General features: G+C 66.4%; 12 protein-coding genes, 1 tRNA gene and 1 pseudogene. 9 read left to right on the plus strand and 5 right to left on the minus strand.

All coding sequences use genetic code 11. From position 1 onward, the window contains the following. The 3 genes from L2I40_RS01955 to trxA all read left to right on the plus strand — a co-directional run. On the plus strand, positions 1–1,238 hold a 1,238-nt coding region (locus tag L2I40_RS01955), incomplete at its 5' end, for an NAD(P)/FAD-dependent oxidoreductase (protein ID WP_237213174.1). Positions 1,239–1,269: 31 nt separating this feature from the next. Further along, positions 1,270–1,674 (plus strand): DUF5368 domain-containing protein, encoded by a 405-nt coding sequence (locus tag L2I40_RS01960; protein ID WP_237213175.1) that lies wholly within the window; start codon positions 1,270–1,272, stop codon positions 1,672–1,674. 7 nt (positions 1,675–1,681) lie between these two features. Next, positions 1,682–2,113, plus strand: coding sequence for a thioredoxin (trxA, locus tag L2I40_RS01965; RefSeq protein ID WP_237213176.1), 432 nt, complete (start codon positions 1,682–1,684; stop codon positions 2,111–2,113). Positions 2,114–2,241: 128 nt separating this feature from the next. Here trxA and rpoH read toward each other — a convergent pair whose 3' ends face one another. Together rpoH and L2I40_RS01975 are read right to left on the minus strand one after the other, a co-directional pair. Continuing rightward, positions 2,242–3,126, minus strand: a complete 885-nt coding sequence (gene rpoH / locus L2I40_RS01970; protein ID WP_237213177.1) for an RNA polymerase sigma factor RpoH — start codon at positions 3,124–3,126, stop codon at positions 2,242–2,244. 300 nt (positions 3,127–3,426) lie between these two features. Then, positions 3,427–4,431 carry an RluA family pseudouridine synthase gene (locus L2I40_RS01975; protein ID WP_372490981.1) on the minus strand — a complete coding sequence of 335 codons (1,005 nt, stop codon included), beginning with the start codon at positions 4,429–4,431 and terminating at the stop codon, positions 3,427–3,429. Between L2I40_RS01975 and L2I40_RS01980 the strand changes: the two genes are divergently transcribed. The 3 genes from L2I40_RS01980 to L2I40_RS01990 all read left to right on the plus strand — a co-directional run bounded on the left by L2I40_RS01980 (position 4,418) and on the right by L2I40_RS01990 (position 5,022). Continuing rightward, on the plus strand, positions 4,418–4,696 hold the full coding sequence (locus L2I40_RS01980) for a DUF6476 family protein (protein ID WP_237213178.1): 279 nt from the start codon (positions 4,418–4,420) through the stop codon (positions 4,694–4,696). The genes L2I40_RS01975 and L2I40_RS01980 overlap by 14 nt on opposite strands. A 3-nt stretch (positions 4,697–4,699) precedes the next feature. Then, positions 4,700–4,903 (plus strand): DUF2256 domain-containing protein, encoded by a 204-nt coding sequence (locus L2I40_RS01985; protein WP_237213179.1) that lies wholly within the window; start codon positions 4,700–4,702, stop codon positions 4,901–4,903. 43 nt (positions 4,904–4,946) lie between these two features. Continuing rightward, positions 4,947–5,022: transfer RNA gene (locus L2I40_RS01990), tRNA-Glu, on the plus strand. Positions 5,023–5,547: 525 nt separating this feature from the next. Here the strand turns inward: L2I40_RS01990 and L2I40_RS24550 are convergent. Continuing rightward, positions 5,548–6,633, minus strand: a pseudogene (locus L2I40_RS24550) (recombinase family protein); the annotation flags it as partial. Positions 6,634–7,299: 666 nt separating this feature from the next. On the opposite strand from L2I40_RS24550, the gene L2I40_RS02000 reads away from it, so the two are divergent. Together L2I40_RS02000 and L2I40_RS02005 are read left to right on the plus strand one after the other, a co-directional pair. Then, positions 7,300–9,597: an ATP-dependent nuclease gene (locus L2I40_RS02000; protein WP_237213181.1), complete on the plus strand. Its 2,298-nt coding sequence runs from the start codon at positions 7,300–7,302 to the stop codon at positions 9,595–9,597. Further along, positions 9,590–11,524: a UvrD-helicase domain-containing protein gene (locus L2I40_RS02005; protein ID WP_237213182.1), complete on the plus strand. Its 1,935-nt coding sequence runs from the start codon at positions 9,590–9,592 to the stop codon at positions 11,522–11,524. Before L2I40_RS02000 ends, L2I40_RS02005 begins: the two co-directional genes overlap by 8 nt. Before the next feature lie 376 nt (positions 11,525–11,900). Here the strand turns inward: L2I40_RS02005 and L2I40_RS02010 are convergent, their stop codons facing one another. Beyond that, positions 11,901–12,842: a tyrosine-type recombinase/integrase gene (locus L2I40_RS02010; RefSeq protein WP_237213183.1), complete on the minus strand. Its 942-nt coding sequence runs from the start codon at positions 12,840–12,842 to the stop codon at positions 11,901–11,903. 173 nt (positions 12,843–13,015) lie between these two features. Continuing rightward, positions 13,016–14,758, minus strand: a complete 1,743-nt coding sequence (locus L2I40_RS02015) for a site-specific integrase (RefSeq protein WP_237213184.1) — start codon at positions 14,756–14,758, stop codon at positions 13,016–13,018. A gap of 705 nt (positions 14,759–15,463) precedes the next feature. On the opposite strand from L2I40_RS02015, the gene L2I40_RS02020 reads away from it, so the two are divergent. Further along, the gene (locus L2I40_RS02020; protein WP_237213185.1) at positions 15,464–17,071 is read left to right on the plus strand and encodes a hypothetical protein; all 1,608 of its coding nucleotides are present in this window, start codon (positions 15,464–15,466) and stop codon (positions 17,069–17,071) included. The last annotated feature ends 88 nt before the right edge of the window (positions 17,072–17,159 follow it).

A 17,159-nucleotide genomic window follows, 5' to 3' on the forward strand; every position in this document is an offset into this window, starting at 1 on the left:
CGCCGAGCGGCCAGGCGCAGCCTGTCGCCACCCGCGCGCGCATCGTCATCGTGGGCGCCGGCGCGGCCGGCCTCACCGCCGCGTCGCGGCTCGCGCAGCGGCTCTCGGGCGCCGAGATCACGCTGGTGGACCGGCGGCGCGAGCATCTCTACCAGCCCGGCTTCACCCTGGTTGCGGCGGGCCTGCGGGGACCGGACTACGTCCTGTCCACCACCGCCGAATACGTCGCGCGCGGCGTCCGGCTGGTCGAGGAACGCGCGGCGGAGATCGACCCCGTCGCCAAGGTCGTCACGACCGAAGGCGGGCAGCGGCTGCCCTATGACTGGCTGATCGTCGCGACGGGGCTGCAGCTCGACTACGACGCGATCGAGGGGATGGACGTCGCCCGCATCGGCCAGGACGGGCTCGGTTCGATCTATGCCGGCCCGCAGCAGGCCGAGGCCACCTGGCGCGCGATGGCGGCCTTCGCCGAGCGCGGCGGCGTCGGCGTCTTCGGCCGCCCTGAGACCGAGATGAAATGCGCGGGCGCGCCGCTGAAATACGCCTTCCTCACCGACGACCGGCTGCGCCGCGCGGGTACGCGGGGCAGGGCTGAGCTGATCTACCACGCGCAGAACCGCGTGCTGTTCAGCGTGCCCATCGTGTCGGAGAAGGTGCGCATGCTGTTCGGCGAGCGCGACATCAAGGTGAACTACGCGCATGTGCTGAAGGGCATCGACCTCGGCCGCAAGGTGGCGGTGTTCGAGACGCCCGAGGGCCGCAAGGAGCAGCGCTACGACTTCATCAACGTCGTGCCGCCGATGCGCGCGCCGGCGATCGTGCGCAACTCTCCGCTGCGCTGGCAGACCGGGCCCTGGGCCGGCGACGGCTGGGCGGAGGTGCACCGGCACAACCTTCGCCATGTCCGCTTCCCGGAGGTGTTCTGCGTCGGCGACGTCGCGGGCGTGCCGAAGGGCAAGACGGCGGCGAGCGTGAAGTGGCAGGTGCCCGTGGCGGTCGATCACCTTGTCGCCGCGATCCAGGGGCGCGAGAGCGCGGAGCGCTACAACGGCTACACCTCATGCCCACTGATCACGCGCATCGGCCGGGCGATGCTGGTGGAGTTCGATTACAACGACAATCTCGTCCCCTCCTTCCCCGGCATCGTCGCACCGCTCGAGGAGCTGTGGATCTCCTGGATCATGAAGGAGGTCGGGCTGAAGCCGACCTATCTCGCGATGCTGCGCGGCCGCGCGTGACCGGGTCACTGGAGAGGAAGGAGAAAAGCCGATGAAGGAACTCGAGCTCTGGGTCTTCGTGGCCGTGTTCGAGGAGATGCTCGGTCTCGGGCTCTGGGTGACGGTCGGCGCGGGCGCGCTGGCGCTGCTCGCCTTCGTCTACGTGCTGTTGCGCGATCGCGGCATCCATCCGCGTCGCCTGGTCTGGTCGGAGGTGGCCGCCGTCTTCGGCGGAGCGACGGCGGTGCTGGTGATGCAGCAGGTGACCCATTCGGGGTTTCGCGACATCGGCGGGCCGATCGACTGGGTGCTCGGCCTGGCGATCTTCGCCGGCGGTGCGGCTGCGACGCTGGTGGCGGTCTATGCGCTGCTCGGGCTGATCGGGCGCCGCTTCGCGCCGTCCCTGGTGGAGCCTTCCCGCGGGCCGCGCCGTGGATGGCAGCCTGCGGCGGAGTGATGCCGGAATGAGCGACGCCACGCTGGTTGTCTGCCCGCATTGCGACGCGGCGGTGCGGGTGGCGGCAGCACGGCTTGGCGACCGGCCGCGCTGCGGCGCCTGCCACCGTCCGCTCTTCGAGGCGAAGCCGGTGGGACTCGACGAGGTGCGGGCGCGCAGGCACCTGCGCCTGTCGGGGCTGCCGGTGCTGGTCGATTTCTGGGCGTCCTGGTGCGGCCCGTGCCGCGTGATGGCGCCGGCCTTCGACGCGGCGGCGAGGGAGCTCGAGCCGCGGATGCGGCTCGTCAAGGTCTCGACCGAGGAGGCGCCGGCGCTGGCCGCGGAGCTCGGCATCTCCTCCATCCCGACGCTGGCGCTGTTCCGCGACGGGCGGGAGGTCGCGCGGCGCGCCGGTGCGATGCCGCTGCGCGAGATCGTGCAGTGGGCGCGGGCCGCCTGACGCGAAAAGGGCCGGCAGCGCGGCCGCCGGCCCCTATTCGAATATCACGTCAGCGGGAAATCAGCCGACCGCGCGCCTGCGCCGTCAGCTGACCGCGAGCCTGCGCTCAGCTGACTGCGAGCCTCCGCTCAGCTGACCGCGAGCCTGCGCTCGACGATCTGCTGCTTCATGCTCTTCTGCAGCTTCTCGAAGGCGCGGACCTCGATCTGGCGCACGCGCTCGCGGCTGATGTTGTACTGCTGCGAAAGCTCCTCGAGCGTGGTCGGCTCGTCCTTCAGGCGCCGCTCGATCAGGATGTGGCGCTCGCGGTCGTTGAGGGTCTTCAGCGCCTCGCCGAGCAGTTGCCGGCGGTTCGACATGTCCTGCCGCTCCGCCAGCTCCTCCTCCTGGCTTTCGCTCTCGTCGACCAGCCAGTCCTGCCACTCGCCCTCGCTGTCGGCGCGGACGGGCGCGTTCAGGCTGTTGTCGGGCGAGGCGAGGCGGCGGTTCATGCTGACCACGTCGGCCTCGGGCACCTGCAGCGCCTTGGCGATCTTCTCGACCTGCTCGGGCTTGAGGTCGCCTTCCTCCAGCGCGCTCATCTGGCCCTTCAGCCGGCGCAGGTTGAAGAACAGCTTCTTCTGCGCGGCGGTCGTGCCCATCTTCACGAGCGACCAGCTGTGCAGGATGTATTCCTGGATGGCGGCGCGGATCCACCACATCGCGTAGGTGGCCAGGCGGAAGCCGCGGTCCGGGTCGAACCGCTTCACCGCCTGCATCATGCCGACATTGCCTTCGGAGATCAGCTCGCCCACCGGCAGGCCGTAGCCGCGGTAGCCCATGGCGATCTTGGCGACGAGGCGCAGATGCGAGGTGACGAGCTTGTGCGCGGCCTGCTCGTCGCCGGCTTCCTTCCACCGCTTGGCGAGGTTGTACTCCTCCTCCGCGGTGAGCATCGGAAACTTCCGGATCTCCTGGAGGTAGCGAGAGAGATTGCCCTCCGGGGCGATCGGGATCGAAAGGCTGGACGCCATAGCGGGTTCTGCCTCCTGCGCTGCCCTTCACCCCCCGTGACGGCGGGGCCCTGAACAGCCTGCGGGCCTTTCGGCCCCATGATCCGCCAACGTCATCCGGGCCCTCCCGTACAACCCCTCATCCGGTCACGACGGGGAGAGGAAGTGCGGGGACACCTTGTCCGCAGGACCGTTCCGGTTCCGCGCGCGACAGGCGCAGCGGCACCCGTCTGTCGTTGACGAAACGCATATAGCTGATTCGGGGAGCGGGGTCCAGGAAAACCCGACCGTCACACTCGGTTTAGGTCCTGTAACCTTCCGTCACAGACCCGCACCGAGCAGGTCGACCAGGGCCGCCATGTCGGACGGCATCGGCGTCTGGAAGGACAGCGCCTGGCCGGTCACCGGGTGGCGGAACCCGAGGGAGGCAGCATGCAGCGCCTGGCGCGGGAAAGCCAGCAGCGCGTCGCGCAGCGACTCCGGCAGCAGGCGGGCGGCGGCCGGCGTCCGGCGGAGATAGACCGGGTCGCCCACCAGAGGATGGCCGGCATGGGCCAGGTGGACGCGGATCTGATGCGTCCGGCCCGTCGCCAGCCGGCAGCGCAGCAGCGCCGCGGCGGTGCCGAAGGCGCGCTCCAGCCGCCATCGCGTCAGCGCCGGCTTGCCGCCGCGCGTCACCACCGCCATCCGCTTCCGATCGGTAGGGTGGCGGCCGATCGGCGCCTCGATCTCGCCCGCGGCGGCGGCCGGCAGGCCCCAGACCAGCGCGAGATACTCGCGGTCCAGGTCGCGACTGGCGAAGGCGGCGGAGAGCGCGGTGTGGGCGCGCTCCGACTTCGCCACGACCATGACGCCCGAGGTGTCCTTGTCGAGGCGATGGACGATGCCGGGCCGCGCCTCCCCGCCGATGCCGGAGAGGTCCTCGCCGGCATGGGCGAGCACGGCGTTGACCAGCGTGCCCGCCTGATTGCCGGGCGCCGGATGCACGACCAGGCCGGCCGGCTTGTCGAGCACGATGAGGTCGCGGTCCTCGAACAGTATGGCGAGCGGGATCGCTTCGGGCTTCGGCGCGGCCGGCGCGGCGGGCGGCACCGTGAGGGCGTAGCGGGCACCGGCCCGCACCGTCTCGGACGGGTCGGTGATCGGGCGGCCGTCGCATCGGGCATGGCCGGCCTCGATCAGCGCCTTGACCCGGGAGCGGGAAAGGCCCTCTACCGCGCCGGCGAGGAAACGGTCGGCGCGGGTGCCGGCGGCCTCGGGCGGCGCGACGGCCTCCAGCAGGCGCGGTGCAGCAGGATCGGCGGGGGGTGGCGTGGCGGCGCTCAAGTGGCTTGTCGGTGTGATGGGGGTGCTGATCGTAGCGGGCACCGTGACGCTCGTGGTGCTGATCGTCCAGCGGGCCGGCGGCGATCGCGGTGCGGCCGTGTCCGGCGCGCAGCATCTGGGTCAGCCGGCGGGGACGCGGATCCTGTCGGTCGCGGAGACGGAAGGCCGGCTGGTCGTGCTGGTCGCGCGGCCCGATGGCGAGCGCATCCTGTTCGTGGAGCCGCGGCGGGGTCGCGTGATCGCCGAGCTCCGCGCGGCGGAGTAGGGCGTGGCTGGCCGCGGCGGCCACCGCAAGCCGCATCTGCCGGAGAAGCCGTGCCTGGCCTGCGGGCGTCCCTTCGCGTGGCGGCGCAAATGGGCGCGCGACTGGGATGCGGTGCGGTATTGCTCCGATGCATGTCGCAGCGGCCGGCGCGATCGCGCGCTGGCGGCAGGTGGACAGCCGCTTGATCCGGCCGGCAAGCGGGTCTAGACAGCCGGCCTCGCCGCGGTTCGCCGGCCGGCGAAGGCCATGGGTCCCATTCGTCTAGAGGCCTAGGACACCGCCCTCTCACGGCGGCAACAGGGGTTCGAATCCCCTATGGGACGCCATCGCCTACGAAACTGAGTACTCAGATCCTTTGGGTCGGCGTTCTCCGCAGCCTGGGCGGCGCGAGCCAGAGCGGACGTAGGCCCGCTGATCTGCACCTCCTTGTCACCGACGACGACCTTTCCGACGAAGAGCCGGAGGTACGCCCGCCTGAATTCCGGTGGGCCAGACTGCAGCGCCTGGTGGATTGTCGCCCCCAGTTTTGCGACCTTCGCCGCAGTGATCGCCGTGGGAGCGACCGCGTTTGCCGCCGCCTCGAGGCGCGCGATCTCCTCCTCCGCCGCACAACGGCGAGCCTCTGCTGAGCGGAGTTGCTCTGCGAGGTCGCGATCGTCGGCCTGCAGTACTCCTGCCGCAACAAGGCCGAGGAGGTTGCTCTTCGCCCCCGCCGCGTCGGTGAGTGCCTTGCGAGCGCGCGCCAAGCGCTCCTTTCGCGCGCCGTCCGCCTCTGCTCCGCGGGAGATGTAGGCGGCCAGCAGTGCTTCCAGGCGTTCGGGCCGAAGTACCCGCTCGGCCAGGGCGTCGGTGACGAGGCCATCAAGCTGCTGCATCGGAACCGACCTGCCGGCGCAGACCGACTTGCCTCGGTGCGCCTGCCCGGCGCAGGTGTAGTAGCGGTACCTGCCGCCCTTGCCCGTTCGCAGCGTCATGCCGGCCCCGCAGGTTTCGCAGACTGCAAGACTGGTGAGTAGGACCGGGCTCGACACGGCCCTGGGTGGCGTCCTGCTGGGGGCACGGGCCGCAAGACTTTCCTGCACCCGTTCGAAGTCTTCGGCCGAGACGATCGCGGGTACGGCGACCTCGATCCACTCGTCGCGCGGCTTCGCCTTACCGGACCGAGCCTCCACGCGGTTGAAGACGTGCCGGCCCGCGTAGGTCGTAGCGGTGAGGATCCGGTGGACGTTGGAGATGCTGAAGGGCTTTCCGCGAAGCGTGACGCCCGCATCGTTGAGGCGGGCAGCGATGGCCTTCACGCCCGTCGGTGCGCCTTCGGCCCCCAGGTGCAAGGCGAAAACTCGACGGACGACCTCGGCCTCGTCCTCGTTGACGGCGAGCACCTTCTTCACCCGCGCGCCGCGCTGTCCCGCTTCGACCGCCTTGTAGCCGTAGGGCGGACGGCTGCCGTTCCAGTAACCCTGGCGAGCGTTCTCGCGCATCGCCCGGAGCGTGTGTTTCGCGTTCTCCTGCGAGTGGTGTTCGTCGATTGCGGCGATGATCCGACGCATCAACATGCCGTTCGCATCGTCACTCATCTCCTGCGTCATGGAGACGAGCCTGACGCCGACTTTGTCAAGCCGCCTCGTGGCGAGTTCGACTGCCACGAGATCGCGTGCGAACCGACTCAGCGAATGGACGAGCACGACATCGAACGGTCGGGCGCTGCCTGTCGCCTCTTCTATGAGGCGTTGGAAAGCGGGGCGCTGGTCATCAGTGCCGGAGGCACCGGGCTCGATGAACTCCGCGGCCACGGTCCACCCGTGGCGCTCACAGTAGGCGCGGGCCGAGGCGAGCTGGTCGGGGATCGAGAGATCGGCCTCAGCCTGCTTGGCCGTCGAGACGCGGGCATACACGGCCACACGTTGTGAATGCGGAGCAGGGGGGGCTGCGGTCATGTGTCGGTTTCGAGGATGCGGGCGAGTTCGGTGCCAAGATAGCGCATGAGGAGGCTGACCTCACCCGCCTCCGGATGCGTGGGAGTCTGAACGCTGGTGAGGATAGCAACCTGCGGCGTGCCAGCGCGAATACGCCGCGGCGCGCTCGGAGGCGCGTGCTCGGTTTCGGTCGGGTTCGGCAGAGGCCGCGCGTTGTCCACGGCCGAACCAGCTACATCGTCAGACCGGGACGCGCGCCACCTATTTCTTGCCCTGGTCTAGAACTGAGTCCGGCTGCGCGCGCCGCGACACCTCGACTACGCGGTCAACGGCGAGCGCGCCGTCACAGGGGAGGCAGACCAGTGTACGTTCGGCGCGCGACCACAGGGGCCCCTGCCGTGCACTCGAGTGCACGGTGTGCAGCTCCGGCTGATGTGCTGCTGTGCGCGAGCATCTTGGGACCTCGCACTCGGTCAGCGACTGGGGGCTTGCGCGTTAACGGTCAGCTCTCGACCCTTCTCAGACATTCAGCCGCGGCGGTTCGGGTCCTGACAGCGAACGCCACGAGCCGTATCGGGAACCGAAAACACTCGGGAAGAGACCGCCTCCTCAGATTCAGCCGCCAAAATGGGTTCGAGGTTCCCTCGCGCGTCGTTAGGCAGTAGCATCAATCCTGGGGGCGACACGATGCATCTGCATTCTTATCGACTGCGGAATTTTCGGCGGCTTCGAGACGTGCATGTCGAACTTGCATCCGACATCTCTATTTTTGTTGGCGCGAATAACAGCGGAAAAACATCTGCTACGCAGGCGATGCAGATGTTCCTCAACGGCGGCAAAAATGCCTTTAGCCTGTATGATTTCAGCTCCCATGTATGGCCGTTGTTGGATGAGATCGGCGAAAGAAACGGCGAGATCGCCGAGGCGGAGTTTCCAACCGTCGCGCTCGACCTTTGGTTCGAGGTAGGAGCGGAAGACCTCTATCTCGTTATCCCCATCCTGCCATCGACCGCTTGGGCCGGAACGCTAGTGGGCATCCGCGTAGAACTTGCGCCGAAGAACATCTCCGACCTAATTCAGCGATACCGCGCCGCTCGTGACGAGGGCCGGGCCAAGGCGGAAGCGCTGGTCGGTGGCGCAGGCGATTACGTGCCTTGGCCGAAGTCGCTGTCGGCTTACCTGCTCGAGGAGCTGAGACGCGAGTACGAGCTGCGGTACTTCGTCCTGGATCACACGCAGTTTGACTCGAAGTTTCGCGCGGTCGAAGGATATCTGCCGCTGCCGCTGGGCAACGACCCAGGTGGCGACGCCGTGCTGAAATCGCTCGTCAAGGTCGATTTCCTGAATGCCCAGCGGCACCTCGCTGATCCATCAGCGACGTCCGTCGGTGGTGGCCGGTCGGAGGATCTGTCGAAGCGCTTGAGCCGCTTCTATCAGCGCAATCTCGATCAGCGTCAGGACGACCATCAGGCGCTCAAGGCGCTGTTCGAGTCTGAGGTGGGCCTCGACAAGCATCTTGCGGAAGTTTTTAAAGATACTTTGGAGCGATTGGGGCGATTGGGCTACCCAGGCCTCAACAATCCAAGGCTCGAAATCAAGTCAGCCCTGAACCCGGCGTCTATCATGAGCCAGGATGCGCGCGTCCACTACATCGTGGGCGAAGGCACACAGGCGATAATGCTGCCTGACACTTACAACGGGCTTGGCTTCAAAAACCTGATATATATGGTAGTGGAAGTGCTCGATCTACAGGAGCGCTGGAAGGCTGAACAGGAGGAGCGCGCGCCCCTCCATCTCATTTTCATCGAGGAGCCCGAGGCGCACCTTCACGCGCAACTTCAGCAGGTGTTCATTCGCAACATTCTTGACTTGCTGGTCATCCCGGGTGACGCAGGCGGGTCGTTCGCCAGCCAGGTGGTGATTACGACCCACTCGCCACACATTCTATACGAGCGCGGCTTTCAACCAATCCGCTATTTCCGGCGCGATCTGGTCGGAAGCGACCAGGTAACCGAAGTGCTCAACCTGTCCTCATTCTACGCGCAGGAGGCCGAGCATCGCGATTTTCTGCAACGGTATCTGAAACTCGCCCACTGCGATTTGTTTTTCTCGGATGCCGCCGTGCTCGTGGAGGGCAACGTCGAACGATTGCTGCTCCCGATCATGATATCGAAAGCGGCGACATCACTGCGATCATCCTGCATATGTATTCTGGAGGTTGGCGGCGCCTTCGGTCACCAGTTTAAGTCGCTGATCGAGTTCCTCGGGATCGTCACGTTAGTTATCACCGACTTGGACAGTGTTACGCTCTTGCCCGCCGACCATGACGGCGAAGATGACGACGATGTAGAGCTTGAGATCGAAGCCGAGGTCGCAGAAGCGGAAGGCGTTGATAACACCGAGTCGTTGGTGGGCAGCGACGGTCCATCGGTATCGGCTTGCGGGGCCGCCGACCGTGCGCCTGCCCGTCGCTACGGTAAGAAGTGCCTGCCGGGCGTAGCCGGCGCGGTCACTTCCAATCAGACTCTCGTCAAGTGGCTTCCGGGAAAGCTTTCGATCCACGATCTCTTCGCCGCGACGGAGCAGGAAAAGGAAACCCCAGCCGACGGCACGACACGCGTCCGGGTGGCCTATCAAACGCCCGCGCCGGTTGTGTGGAATGGCCATAGCGCCGAGTTGGCCGGGCGGACCTTGGAAGAAGCTTTCGGACTCGAGAACGCTGAGTGGTGCCAGAGCGCACAACAGCGGAGATTGGGTCTGCGCTTACGCGGTGCATTGGCTGATCCTGCCGCCCTGGCAGCGGGCCTGCACAAGCGGGTCAGTGGCGACAAGTTCGACAAGACTAAGTTCGCCCTTGGGGTGCTTACAGCCCGACCGGAAGAGTGGCAAGTTCCGAGGTACATTCACGACGGTCTCATTTGGCTTAAGGCCCAGGTCGATCTCGAAGTAGAAGCCGAAGTCGGCGGGGCCGGGGTAGGTGAGTAGCCGCGCGCAACAGCCCGATACGCAGGCCGACGTAGATCTTCGTCACTGTCTGGAAGCGCGGCCGCCGACCAGCTTTAACATGGTTGCTGGGGCGGGTTCTGGCAAAACCACGTCGCTGATTAAGGGGCTCGCCTCGACGCTCGCCATGCACGGCGAGCGTTTGCGGTTGCGCAGGCAGCGCGTGGCTTGCATCACCTACACCGAGATCGCCGCAAAGGAGATTTGGGCGGACGTAGGGAACAATCCGCTCGTTCATGTCTCTACGATTCATAGTTTCCTTTGGTTGATTGGGCGCGCCTTTCAGCAAGACATCGCCGCTTGGGTGGCGAACAGGATCAACGAGCGGATTGTAGAACTGCAGAGTGATGCGTCCAAGTTTAGCCCTCGCGTTCAGCAGAAAACGCGGGACAAGAACGCTCGTGATATCGTGCGCTACGAGCAGCAGCGTGAGGCTATCGCTAAGGTTCGAACCTTCGCTTATGGAACCGGGAGTGACTACGCCACGGGTATTCTAGGACACGATGACATCATCAAGATGGCTACGCGGTTGATGATGGATCGCCCGCTTTTCCGATCTCTGGTAGCGCAGCAATTTCCGTTCATTTTTGTGGACGAAAGCCAAGACACCTTTCCTGTCGTTGTCGAAGCGTTGATGGCGATTCAGCAGCAGGAGCAGGCCCGCTTTTGCCTCGGGTTCTTCGGAGACCCGATGCAGCGCATTTATCCTACCGGGATCGGCACGGTTCCCCAACTCGACGGTTGGCGGGCGATCTCCAAACCGCAGAACTTCCGTTCGTCAACCACGGTATTGAACCTCGCGAACGCCATACGGCGTGACGGCGATGGTCTGGTTCAGGTCGGTGGCCGGAAGAAGGAGGAGGGCAACGCGAAGGTTCCGGTCGTAGGTACAGCGCGTTTGTTTGTCCTGCCAACCGATGCCCGTCGCGACGAACGCGTGGCCGAAGTTAGAGCATGGATCGCCAAAGCAAACAGTGACGAGACGTGGCTCCCCGCCGGCGAGAACGATCCGGTAAAAATGCTAGTGATCGTGCATCGCATGGCGGCAAAGCGATTGGGGTTTGGAGACCTCTACGCAGCGCTCAACGACAAGGCACCGGACGCTTTCAAGAATGGATTTCTGGATGCGACGGCTTGGCCACTGCGACCGTTCGTTTCGTTTCTACTCCCCCTTGCGGATGCTGTTCGCGACGGACGAAACTTCGATAGGATGCGACTGCTTCGCCTTCATTCACCGTTGCTCGAGAAGGCCAATCTGAAAGGCGTAAATGTCGCCGAGCGCCTCAACCAACTTCAGGCTTTGAGCAATCAGATCAGTGAACTGATGGCGCCGGCATCGCATGCGTCCATTCGTGACGTGTTGATGCTTGCCAAGGAAAGTCGCTTGGTCGCGCTTGACCCTCGGTTGTCTGCTTACCTTGAAGATTTCGCGGCCAATGAACCCAAAGCTAACGAGAGCGAACATGACGGAGCGGAGGGCGACGAAAATCAGTCAAATGAGATCAATTCGATGGCGGCGTTCCTAAATTGTGCAGCACATCAGCTCCGGCCTTATCAAAAATACGTACACGAGGAGTCGCCTTTCTCTACGCAGCAAGGCGTGAAGGGGGCTGAATATGATCGCGTGCTTGTTGTGCTCGACGACGATGAGGGCACACATTTTCAATTTTCGTACGAAAAATACTTCGGTCTTAAAGAGCTTTCAACTCGGGACAAAAAGACACTGGTGGAAGGCGGTGAAACCGCCGTCGAGCGAACGAGGCGGCTCTTCTACGTTTGCTGCACACGCGCTCGGCAAGACCTAGCGGTGGTTCTTTTCGTTGCCGATCCGGCACAGGCGATAGCGCATATTCGCGGGCTCGGGCTCTTCCCGGAAGCGGATATTCTCTCGCGGGAAGCGCTCGCTTAGCTGCCGTCGCGGCGCTATCGGCCGCTTTCCGATTCCGACCGTCCGAAAGCAGCCTTTCCGCTGTCGGCCAGACCACGCCATGACATACAGACACACGCGTGCTGCATTGATGTCCGTTCACCGAGGCGGAGCCGGCGAGCCCGCGAAACAAGCGAACGTCTGCAATGCGCCCATTCCAGTCCTTTCACACCTGGCTCGTATCCGAGGAGGTCGCTCCAGACCGGCTCCGGCTCGTGACGAACCACGGAGCCTTCGTCGCTGGCTGAGCATGAGGCTGTGCCGATTCCGTCATTGAGCTCTCGGCCCCCCGCCGTTCCCTTCGGGGTGGACCGGCCCGCTTGTGCACTTGAGTGCACGGCTACGGCTCGGCCGATTCTTAGCGTGGCAAGTCGTCCGGATGCGGATCCGCCTCCTCTTGATCGCGCTGGCGACGGAAGCGCTCGAGAAAAGCCTGCATCTGCCGGATCGAGAGCTGACGCGATGAGCGGACGTAGTGCCGCTCGGTCGTCCGGAAGCCTGCGTGCCCGAGCAGCGCCGCCGCTTCGCGCGGCCGCTCCGGGTGGTCCACCACGAAAGCAGTCGCAGCCGAGTGCCGAAAGCTGTGCGGCGAGATTGCTCGGCCGAGTTGGCGCTCGGTCACTTCCTTGATCCGCTGCCTGACGCCCTGGTGCTCGAGCGGCTGACCGACAGCCCCGACCCAGAGGCGCGCATGGCCGGCCGGCCGACGGGCGCGGGTGAGCATTACGGGGCGCCCCTCTTCGAGGAAGTACTCGAGATCGCCTCGAAGGCCTTCTGGTACCGGCCAGATGTCCCGCCGGCGCGTCTTGGTCCGCTCCGCGTCCAGTCGGATGTGCCAGCCACCCTCGCTAAGTCGCAGGTCGCGGCCGAGTTCGAGCGAGGCGAAGTTCCCGATCCGCACCGGTGCCGCCGCAAGCAGGGCCACCATCAGGCCTGCCTGGTAGCGGTTCGCATCGGCGATGCGACCGTCAGGACCGAGGGCCGCGTCCATCTCGGCGAAGCCTGCCAGGTAGAGATCCTCCGGCCGAGCGATCTCGCGCGGGCTCCGGCGCTCGCGCGTGGCGCGCCCCTCGAGCCCCTCGACGACGGTCCAGAGCGCGCGGAGATGCTCCGGCGGTGGCTCCGGCCCGATTGCGCGCGCGACACCGATCGCATTCCCGATGGCTGTGGCGATGGAGCTTGCCTTCAGTCCCCGTGCGAGCTCGTGATTGGCAAAGTCGGCCAGTGTCTTGGGCGTCGTCGCGGCGATGAGCGACGGGTTCCCGACGGCGGCCGGTTCGTGTGCGGCGAGCCAGGCCACGTAGCGACCTGCATCGTAGGTCGCCTGGCGCTGCCGCCTGGGCGACCAGTTCGCCGCGCCGCCCCGTTCGTCGAGAAAGCCCGGCGGCTGGCAGGCCCGTTCCCAGCCGCGCCGCCACGGCTCCGGCCATTCGGACAGCGGCAGGCCCAGCCGCTTCGGATTAGGCTTGCCCATCACCGCCCACCCCGCACGAAGGCGTCGAGCGTGCACTGGTGCCGCTGGCGTGCGCGGGCCGGCAGCCGGCGCGCGTAGTGGGCTTCGGTTGTGGCGATGCTCTTGTGGCCGAGGACGTCGCGCCCGAGGGCGAGCGCCCCCGGGTGCATCCTCTCCAAGATCTCGAGGATGAGCGACCTTACGAGGTGAGGGTTGACGGCGACCCCCAGGACCTTTCCCGTGACGTCCTGCAGCGTCGTGTTCGCCGCCATGGTCGTCCAGTTGCTTCCGTCCTCGCGCGGGAAGAGCCAGGACGTTACGGCCTTGCCGGCGTGCACGCAGCGATACCGGTCGACGTAGACCTGGAGCATGCGGACCGTCTCGGGCCGGAGATCGGCGACGACCTCCTGCCCGTTCTTGAGCTCGGCGCCGCTGATCATGACCGTGAGCCCGCCCGCCGTGGTCCGGACGACATGCCGCTCAAGGTCCAGGCCGACGACGTTGCCGGACCGCAGGCCGGTGTCGAGGAGGATCTGCAGGTACAGCGCACAGCGGACGAGGCGGGCCGAGCGGATGTCGACCTCCCCCCTGCGCTCCGCCTCCCGCATGAGGCGGGCGGGCAGGTTGATCAGAGCCCTGAGGGTGTGGTCATCGCTCATGGCGGTGAGCCGCTGATGCGTGCGCTCGCCCATCTGGCGCTTCGCACGGACCTGCTTTTCGAGATGGGCGAGCCGCCGGAGGTCCTCGTCCGCGAGCTTGGCCGCACGCCCGGCACAGAGAAGCACGACGGCCATCTGGCCGATGCTCGATCCCTGCCGCTGGTTCAGGCGCTTGCCGACGCGCTCGAGCACCTCCCTGACGCGATCGGGGCGGCAGAGGTCGGCGAGACCCTTCAGCTGATCTGCGGGAACGCCCGCCGCGACGAATTCGCCGGCGGCCCGGCGCAATGTCCCGAGGTAGTTGGCGCGCGTCTTGGGGCTGAGCTCTTCCACTGGCCTCACGTCGTCGTCGTCGAGGGAGAGCCAGCTGTCCGTGCCGGTGCCGCGCTCGACGAAGGCCTGCGCCTCTGCCTCGAGCGAGGCAGGGTAGGCTGACCAAGCGGGCGAACTCACGGCGCGGCCTGGCGCCGGCATCGTGAGGGTCTGGCTCGGCCAGCCCGGGATCTTCGCCTGGGCCGACAGCCATCCAGCGACGAGCTTGCGCCGCGCCTTGTCCGCATGCTGCTTCAGCGACGTGTCCCGGACGAGCTGCAGGAAGCGCTCGACGTGCCCGTCCGTGACGTCGGTGGGCGCGTGTCCGTGCTCGGATGCCCAATGCGCGAAGCGGCTGACAGCGGGCCAGAGCGCACTCGGACCGGCCCGCTCGCGAAGCTCGGCCCAGGCCGGCGAGAGCGGCTTGCGCGACTTCCCCGGCATCACCTCGATGCCGGCCGTTCGCAGCGCACGGCGAAAGTTGCTCATCATCGAGGACAGGCTCTTCGGGGAGCTGAAGCCGAGCGTGGCCGGGGTCACTTTCCGGAACCGCTTCTCGATGCGCGCGATGTCGACCGCCCCGGCGAGGCCGGCCGCTCCCATCTGCCGCGCGACCAGGTCGACAGCGCGGAGGATGTTGACCCGCGTGCCGCGCGGGAGATCGGGCGCGGCGGCGACGGCGTCCTTGAGGTCAGCGAAGGTCACCGGCTTCGTGCGCGATGATCCCTCACTTCCGATCTGCGCCGGATTCGGCTTCTCGGGCTTGCTGCTCTTGTACGACGTCATGGTCATTCACGTCCTTTCCTGGAAAGGGCCGGACAAAGGCGTCCGGCAACGAATGGGGTGGGTTGGTTTTGACTTGTTGAAGGGAGGTGATGGGTTCGTGGCGGGGTGGACATGGACGGACAGACCACGCCAGGTGCTGCCAACGAGAGGTGCAAGTGCAGATCCGTTCTGCGACGAAGTGCTCGGCGACGCTGTGCACTCGAGTGCACAGAAACATGATGGGACGCGCCCGACCCTCCGCGGGAGCGCAGAGGGGATTTCGCCTTGGGACGGGGGCGGGCCGGCGTCTGGTGCTTGAGGAAGAGCATTTCGATTGTGGCGTAGCAGGCGCCTTAGCCAACCGACCGGAGCAGCACGAAGCTGGGCACGCGCTCGCGCCAGGATTCGCCTGCTGCACAGCCGGACAGCGCTGGAGGACCCAGCCCCTTGAGTTCGGTTCGGTGCAGTACCAAATCGCTGGAGCCCGTGAGGGTGGGGCCTTGGGCCTAGAGCCCTCCGAAGAGCGAACACGCCCCTGAGTCAGAAGTGCGTCGTGCCGCCGCACCCCCGTTGGTGCGGTGAACGGCGCCCCTTGTCTCACCGCGTTCGCGAGGCTCGAATGGTCAGCAACGAATTCCGCCATCACCGGCGGCATCCCCGCGGCCCGCATGCTGTACGGGTGCGTGGTTCTCTCCTCCCCGGCGCAGCTGCTGCGATCCACGGGAGGTCAGCATGATGGACATGGATGGAGGCCTTGGCGGGCCCGCTCCCGACGCCTTCACTACGGGCTCTAAGGATGGCGGCCCTGGATCGGGGGAGTGCAGTCCTCCGCCGAAGATCGTCGTCAACGACGACGACCCGAGCGAGACGCTCAGCGACATCTCGGCCGCACTCCGCTGGGGTCGCGAGGTCTTCGAGCGCATGGGTATCGTCAGGGTCGGCTGCACCTCGTCAGGCCAGCTGAAGGTCGGCCGCCTTGATGCGCATGGGATCATGACCGCTGTCTACGACCTGACGCAGGTCGTGCGTCGTAAGACGGTCCCGGGCGGCGAGGTGACCTACCAGCCCTGCAGCCTGCCGCTGCACATGGCGCGACTTTACCTGAGCGCCACCGATCGCGGGCTGCCGGAGCTCGCCGCCATCTCCCGCTCACCGCTGCTCTCAGCGGGCGGCGGTGTCCTTGCTGTGCATGGCTACGACGAAGCGAGCCGCGTACTTGTGGCCCCGATGCCCGCGCTCGATCTAAAGCTGGAGCCAAGCAAGGCCGACGCGCGGAATGCCCTGATGTGCCTCCGCGCCGTGATCGAGACCTTTCCCTTCGCAGACGCGAAGACGGTGAAGGACACGACGACGGGCCTGCCCCTCGTGGATCCCGCAGCGCCGATCGGCCTCGACGAGAGCTGCGCGCTGGCGGCCCTGCTCACGGCTATCTGTCGTTCGTCGCTGGACCTCGCTCCGGGGCTGCTCGTCCGTGCGCCCGCAATCTCGGGAGCCGGGACCGGGAAAGGCCGCCTTGTCCGCCTCATCACGACGGTCGCCTTCGGCGAGCCAGTGCCGGCCATGACGGCAGGCGACACCCGCGCTGAGCTCGACAAGCGCCTCGAGGCCGCGCTCCTGGGTGGGGCGGCAGGTGCCCTGCTCGACAACGTCAACGGGCGCACCCTCAAGTCAGACCGCCTCGCAAGCATGCTGACCGAGCCGGTGCTTCAGATTCGGCCGCTCCGGGCTAGCGAGGTCCATCAGGTCACCAATCGCATGTTCCTCGCCATCACCGGCAATGGCCTCGCTATCTCTGAGGATCTGGCCCGCCGGTTCCTCTGCGTGAACCTCGACGCGGGCGTAGCGGATGCCGAAGCGCGGCCCTTCCCGGAGGGGTTCGACGAGCTCATCCGCACGCAGCGGGGGGCGTTGCTGAGCGCAGCGCTGACCATTTGGCGGTGGGGCCAGATCGAGAAGGATCTGCCTCGTGGCCGTCCGCTCGGGAGCTTCGAGCGGTGGGCACGCTGGGTGCGCGATCCGCTGCTCGCATTAGGATGCCGGGATGTGGTCGAGGTCGTCGAGAAGGCGAAGGCATCGGACGCCGAGCGGCAATGGATCGGCGATCTCTTCAACCTCTGGCATGACGTCCATGGGCTTGAGCCGGTGAAGGCAAACAGCCTGCATCCCACCGTCCTCAAGCGTCTCATGCCCGTCGGCGGCAGCCGGCAGAATGTCGTCGCGCGGCTGATGGCGCTGGATGGAGCTCGTGTCGGCGGTTTCGTGCTGACGAAGCAGGAGGCCGTCGGAAAGTGGGGCGCGGCGCTCTATCGGCTTCAGCTCGACGAGTCAGCTAAGCCGTAGGCCACCGCTCCAGACGCGATCTTCACCAATGACCACAGGGGGCATAGGGGGCTACTGAGTCCCCCTATGCCCCCTATGCCTCGCGGCG

The organism is Falsiroseomonas oryziterrae (genome assembly GCF_021864505.1).
Taxonomy (GTDB): Bacteria; Pseudomonadota; Alphaproteobacteria; order Acetobacterales; family Acetobacteraceae; genus Falsiroseomonas; species Falsiroseomonas oryziterrae.

What these genes read in the sequence shown, in the direction of transcription:
- L2I40_RS01960 (WP_237213175.1), top strand. Translation starts at nt 1,270, where the DNA reads ATGAAGGAACTCGAGCTCTGGGTCTTCGTGGCCGTGTTCGAGGAGATG.
- trxA (WP_237213176.1), top strand. Translation starts at nt 1,682, where the DNA reads ATGAGCGACGCCACGCTGGTTGTCTGCCCGCATTGCGACGCGGCGGTG.
- rpoH (WP_237213177.1), bottom strand. Translation starts at nt 3,126, where the DNA reads ATGGCGTCCAGCCTTTCGATCCCGATCGCCCCGGAGGGCAATCTCTCT.
- L2I40_RS02000 (WP_237213181.1), top strand. Translation starts at nt 7,300, where the DNA reads ATGCATCTGCATTCTTATCGACTGCGGAATTTTCGGCGGCTTCGAGAC.
- L2I40_RS02015 (WP_237213184.1), bottom strand. Translation starts at nt 14,758, where the DNA reads ATGACCATGACGTCGTACAAGAGCAGCAAGCCCGAGAAGCCGAATCCG.
- L2I40_RS02020 (WP_237213185.1), top strand. Translation starts at nt 15,464, where the DNA reads ATGATGGACATGGATGGAGGCCTTGGCGGGCCCGCTCCCGACGCCTTC.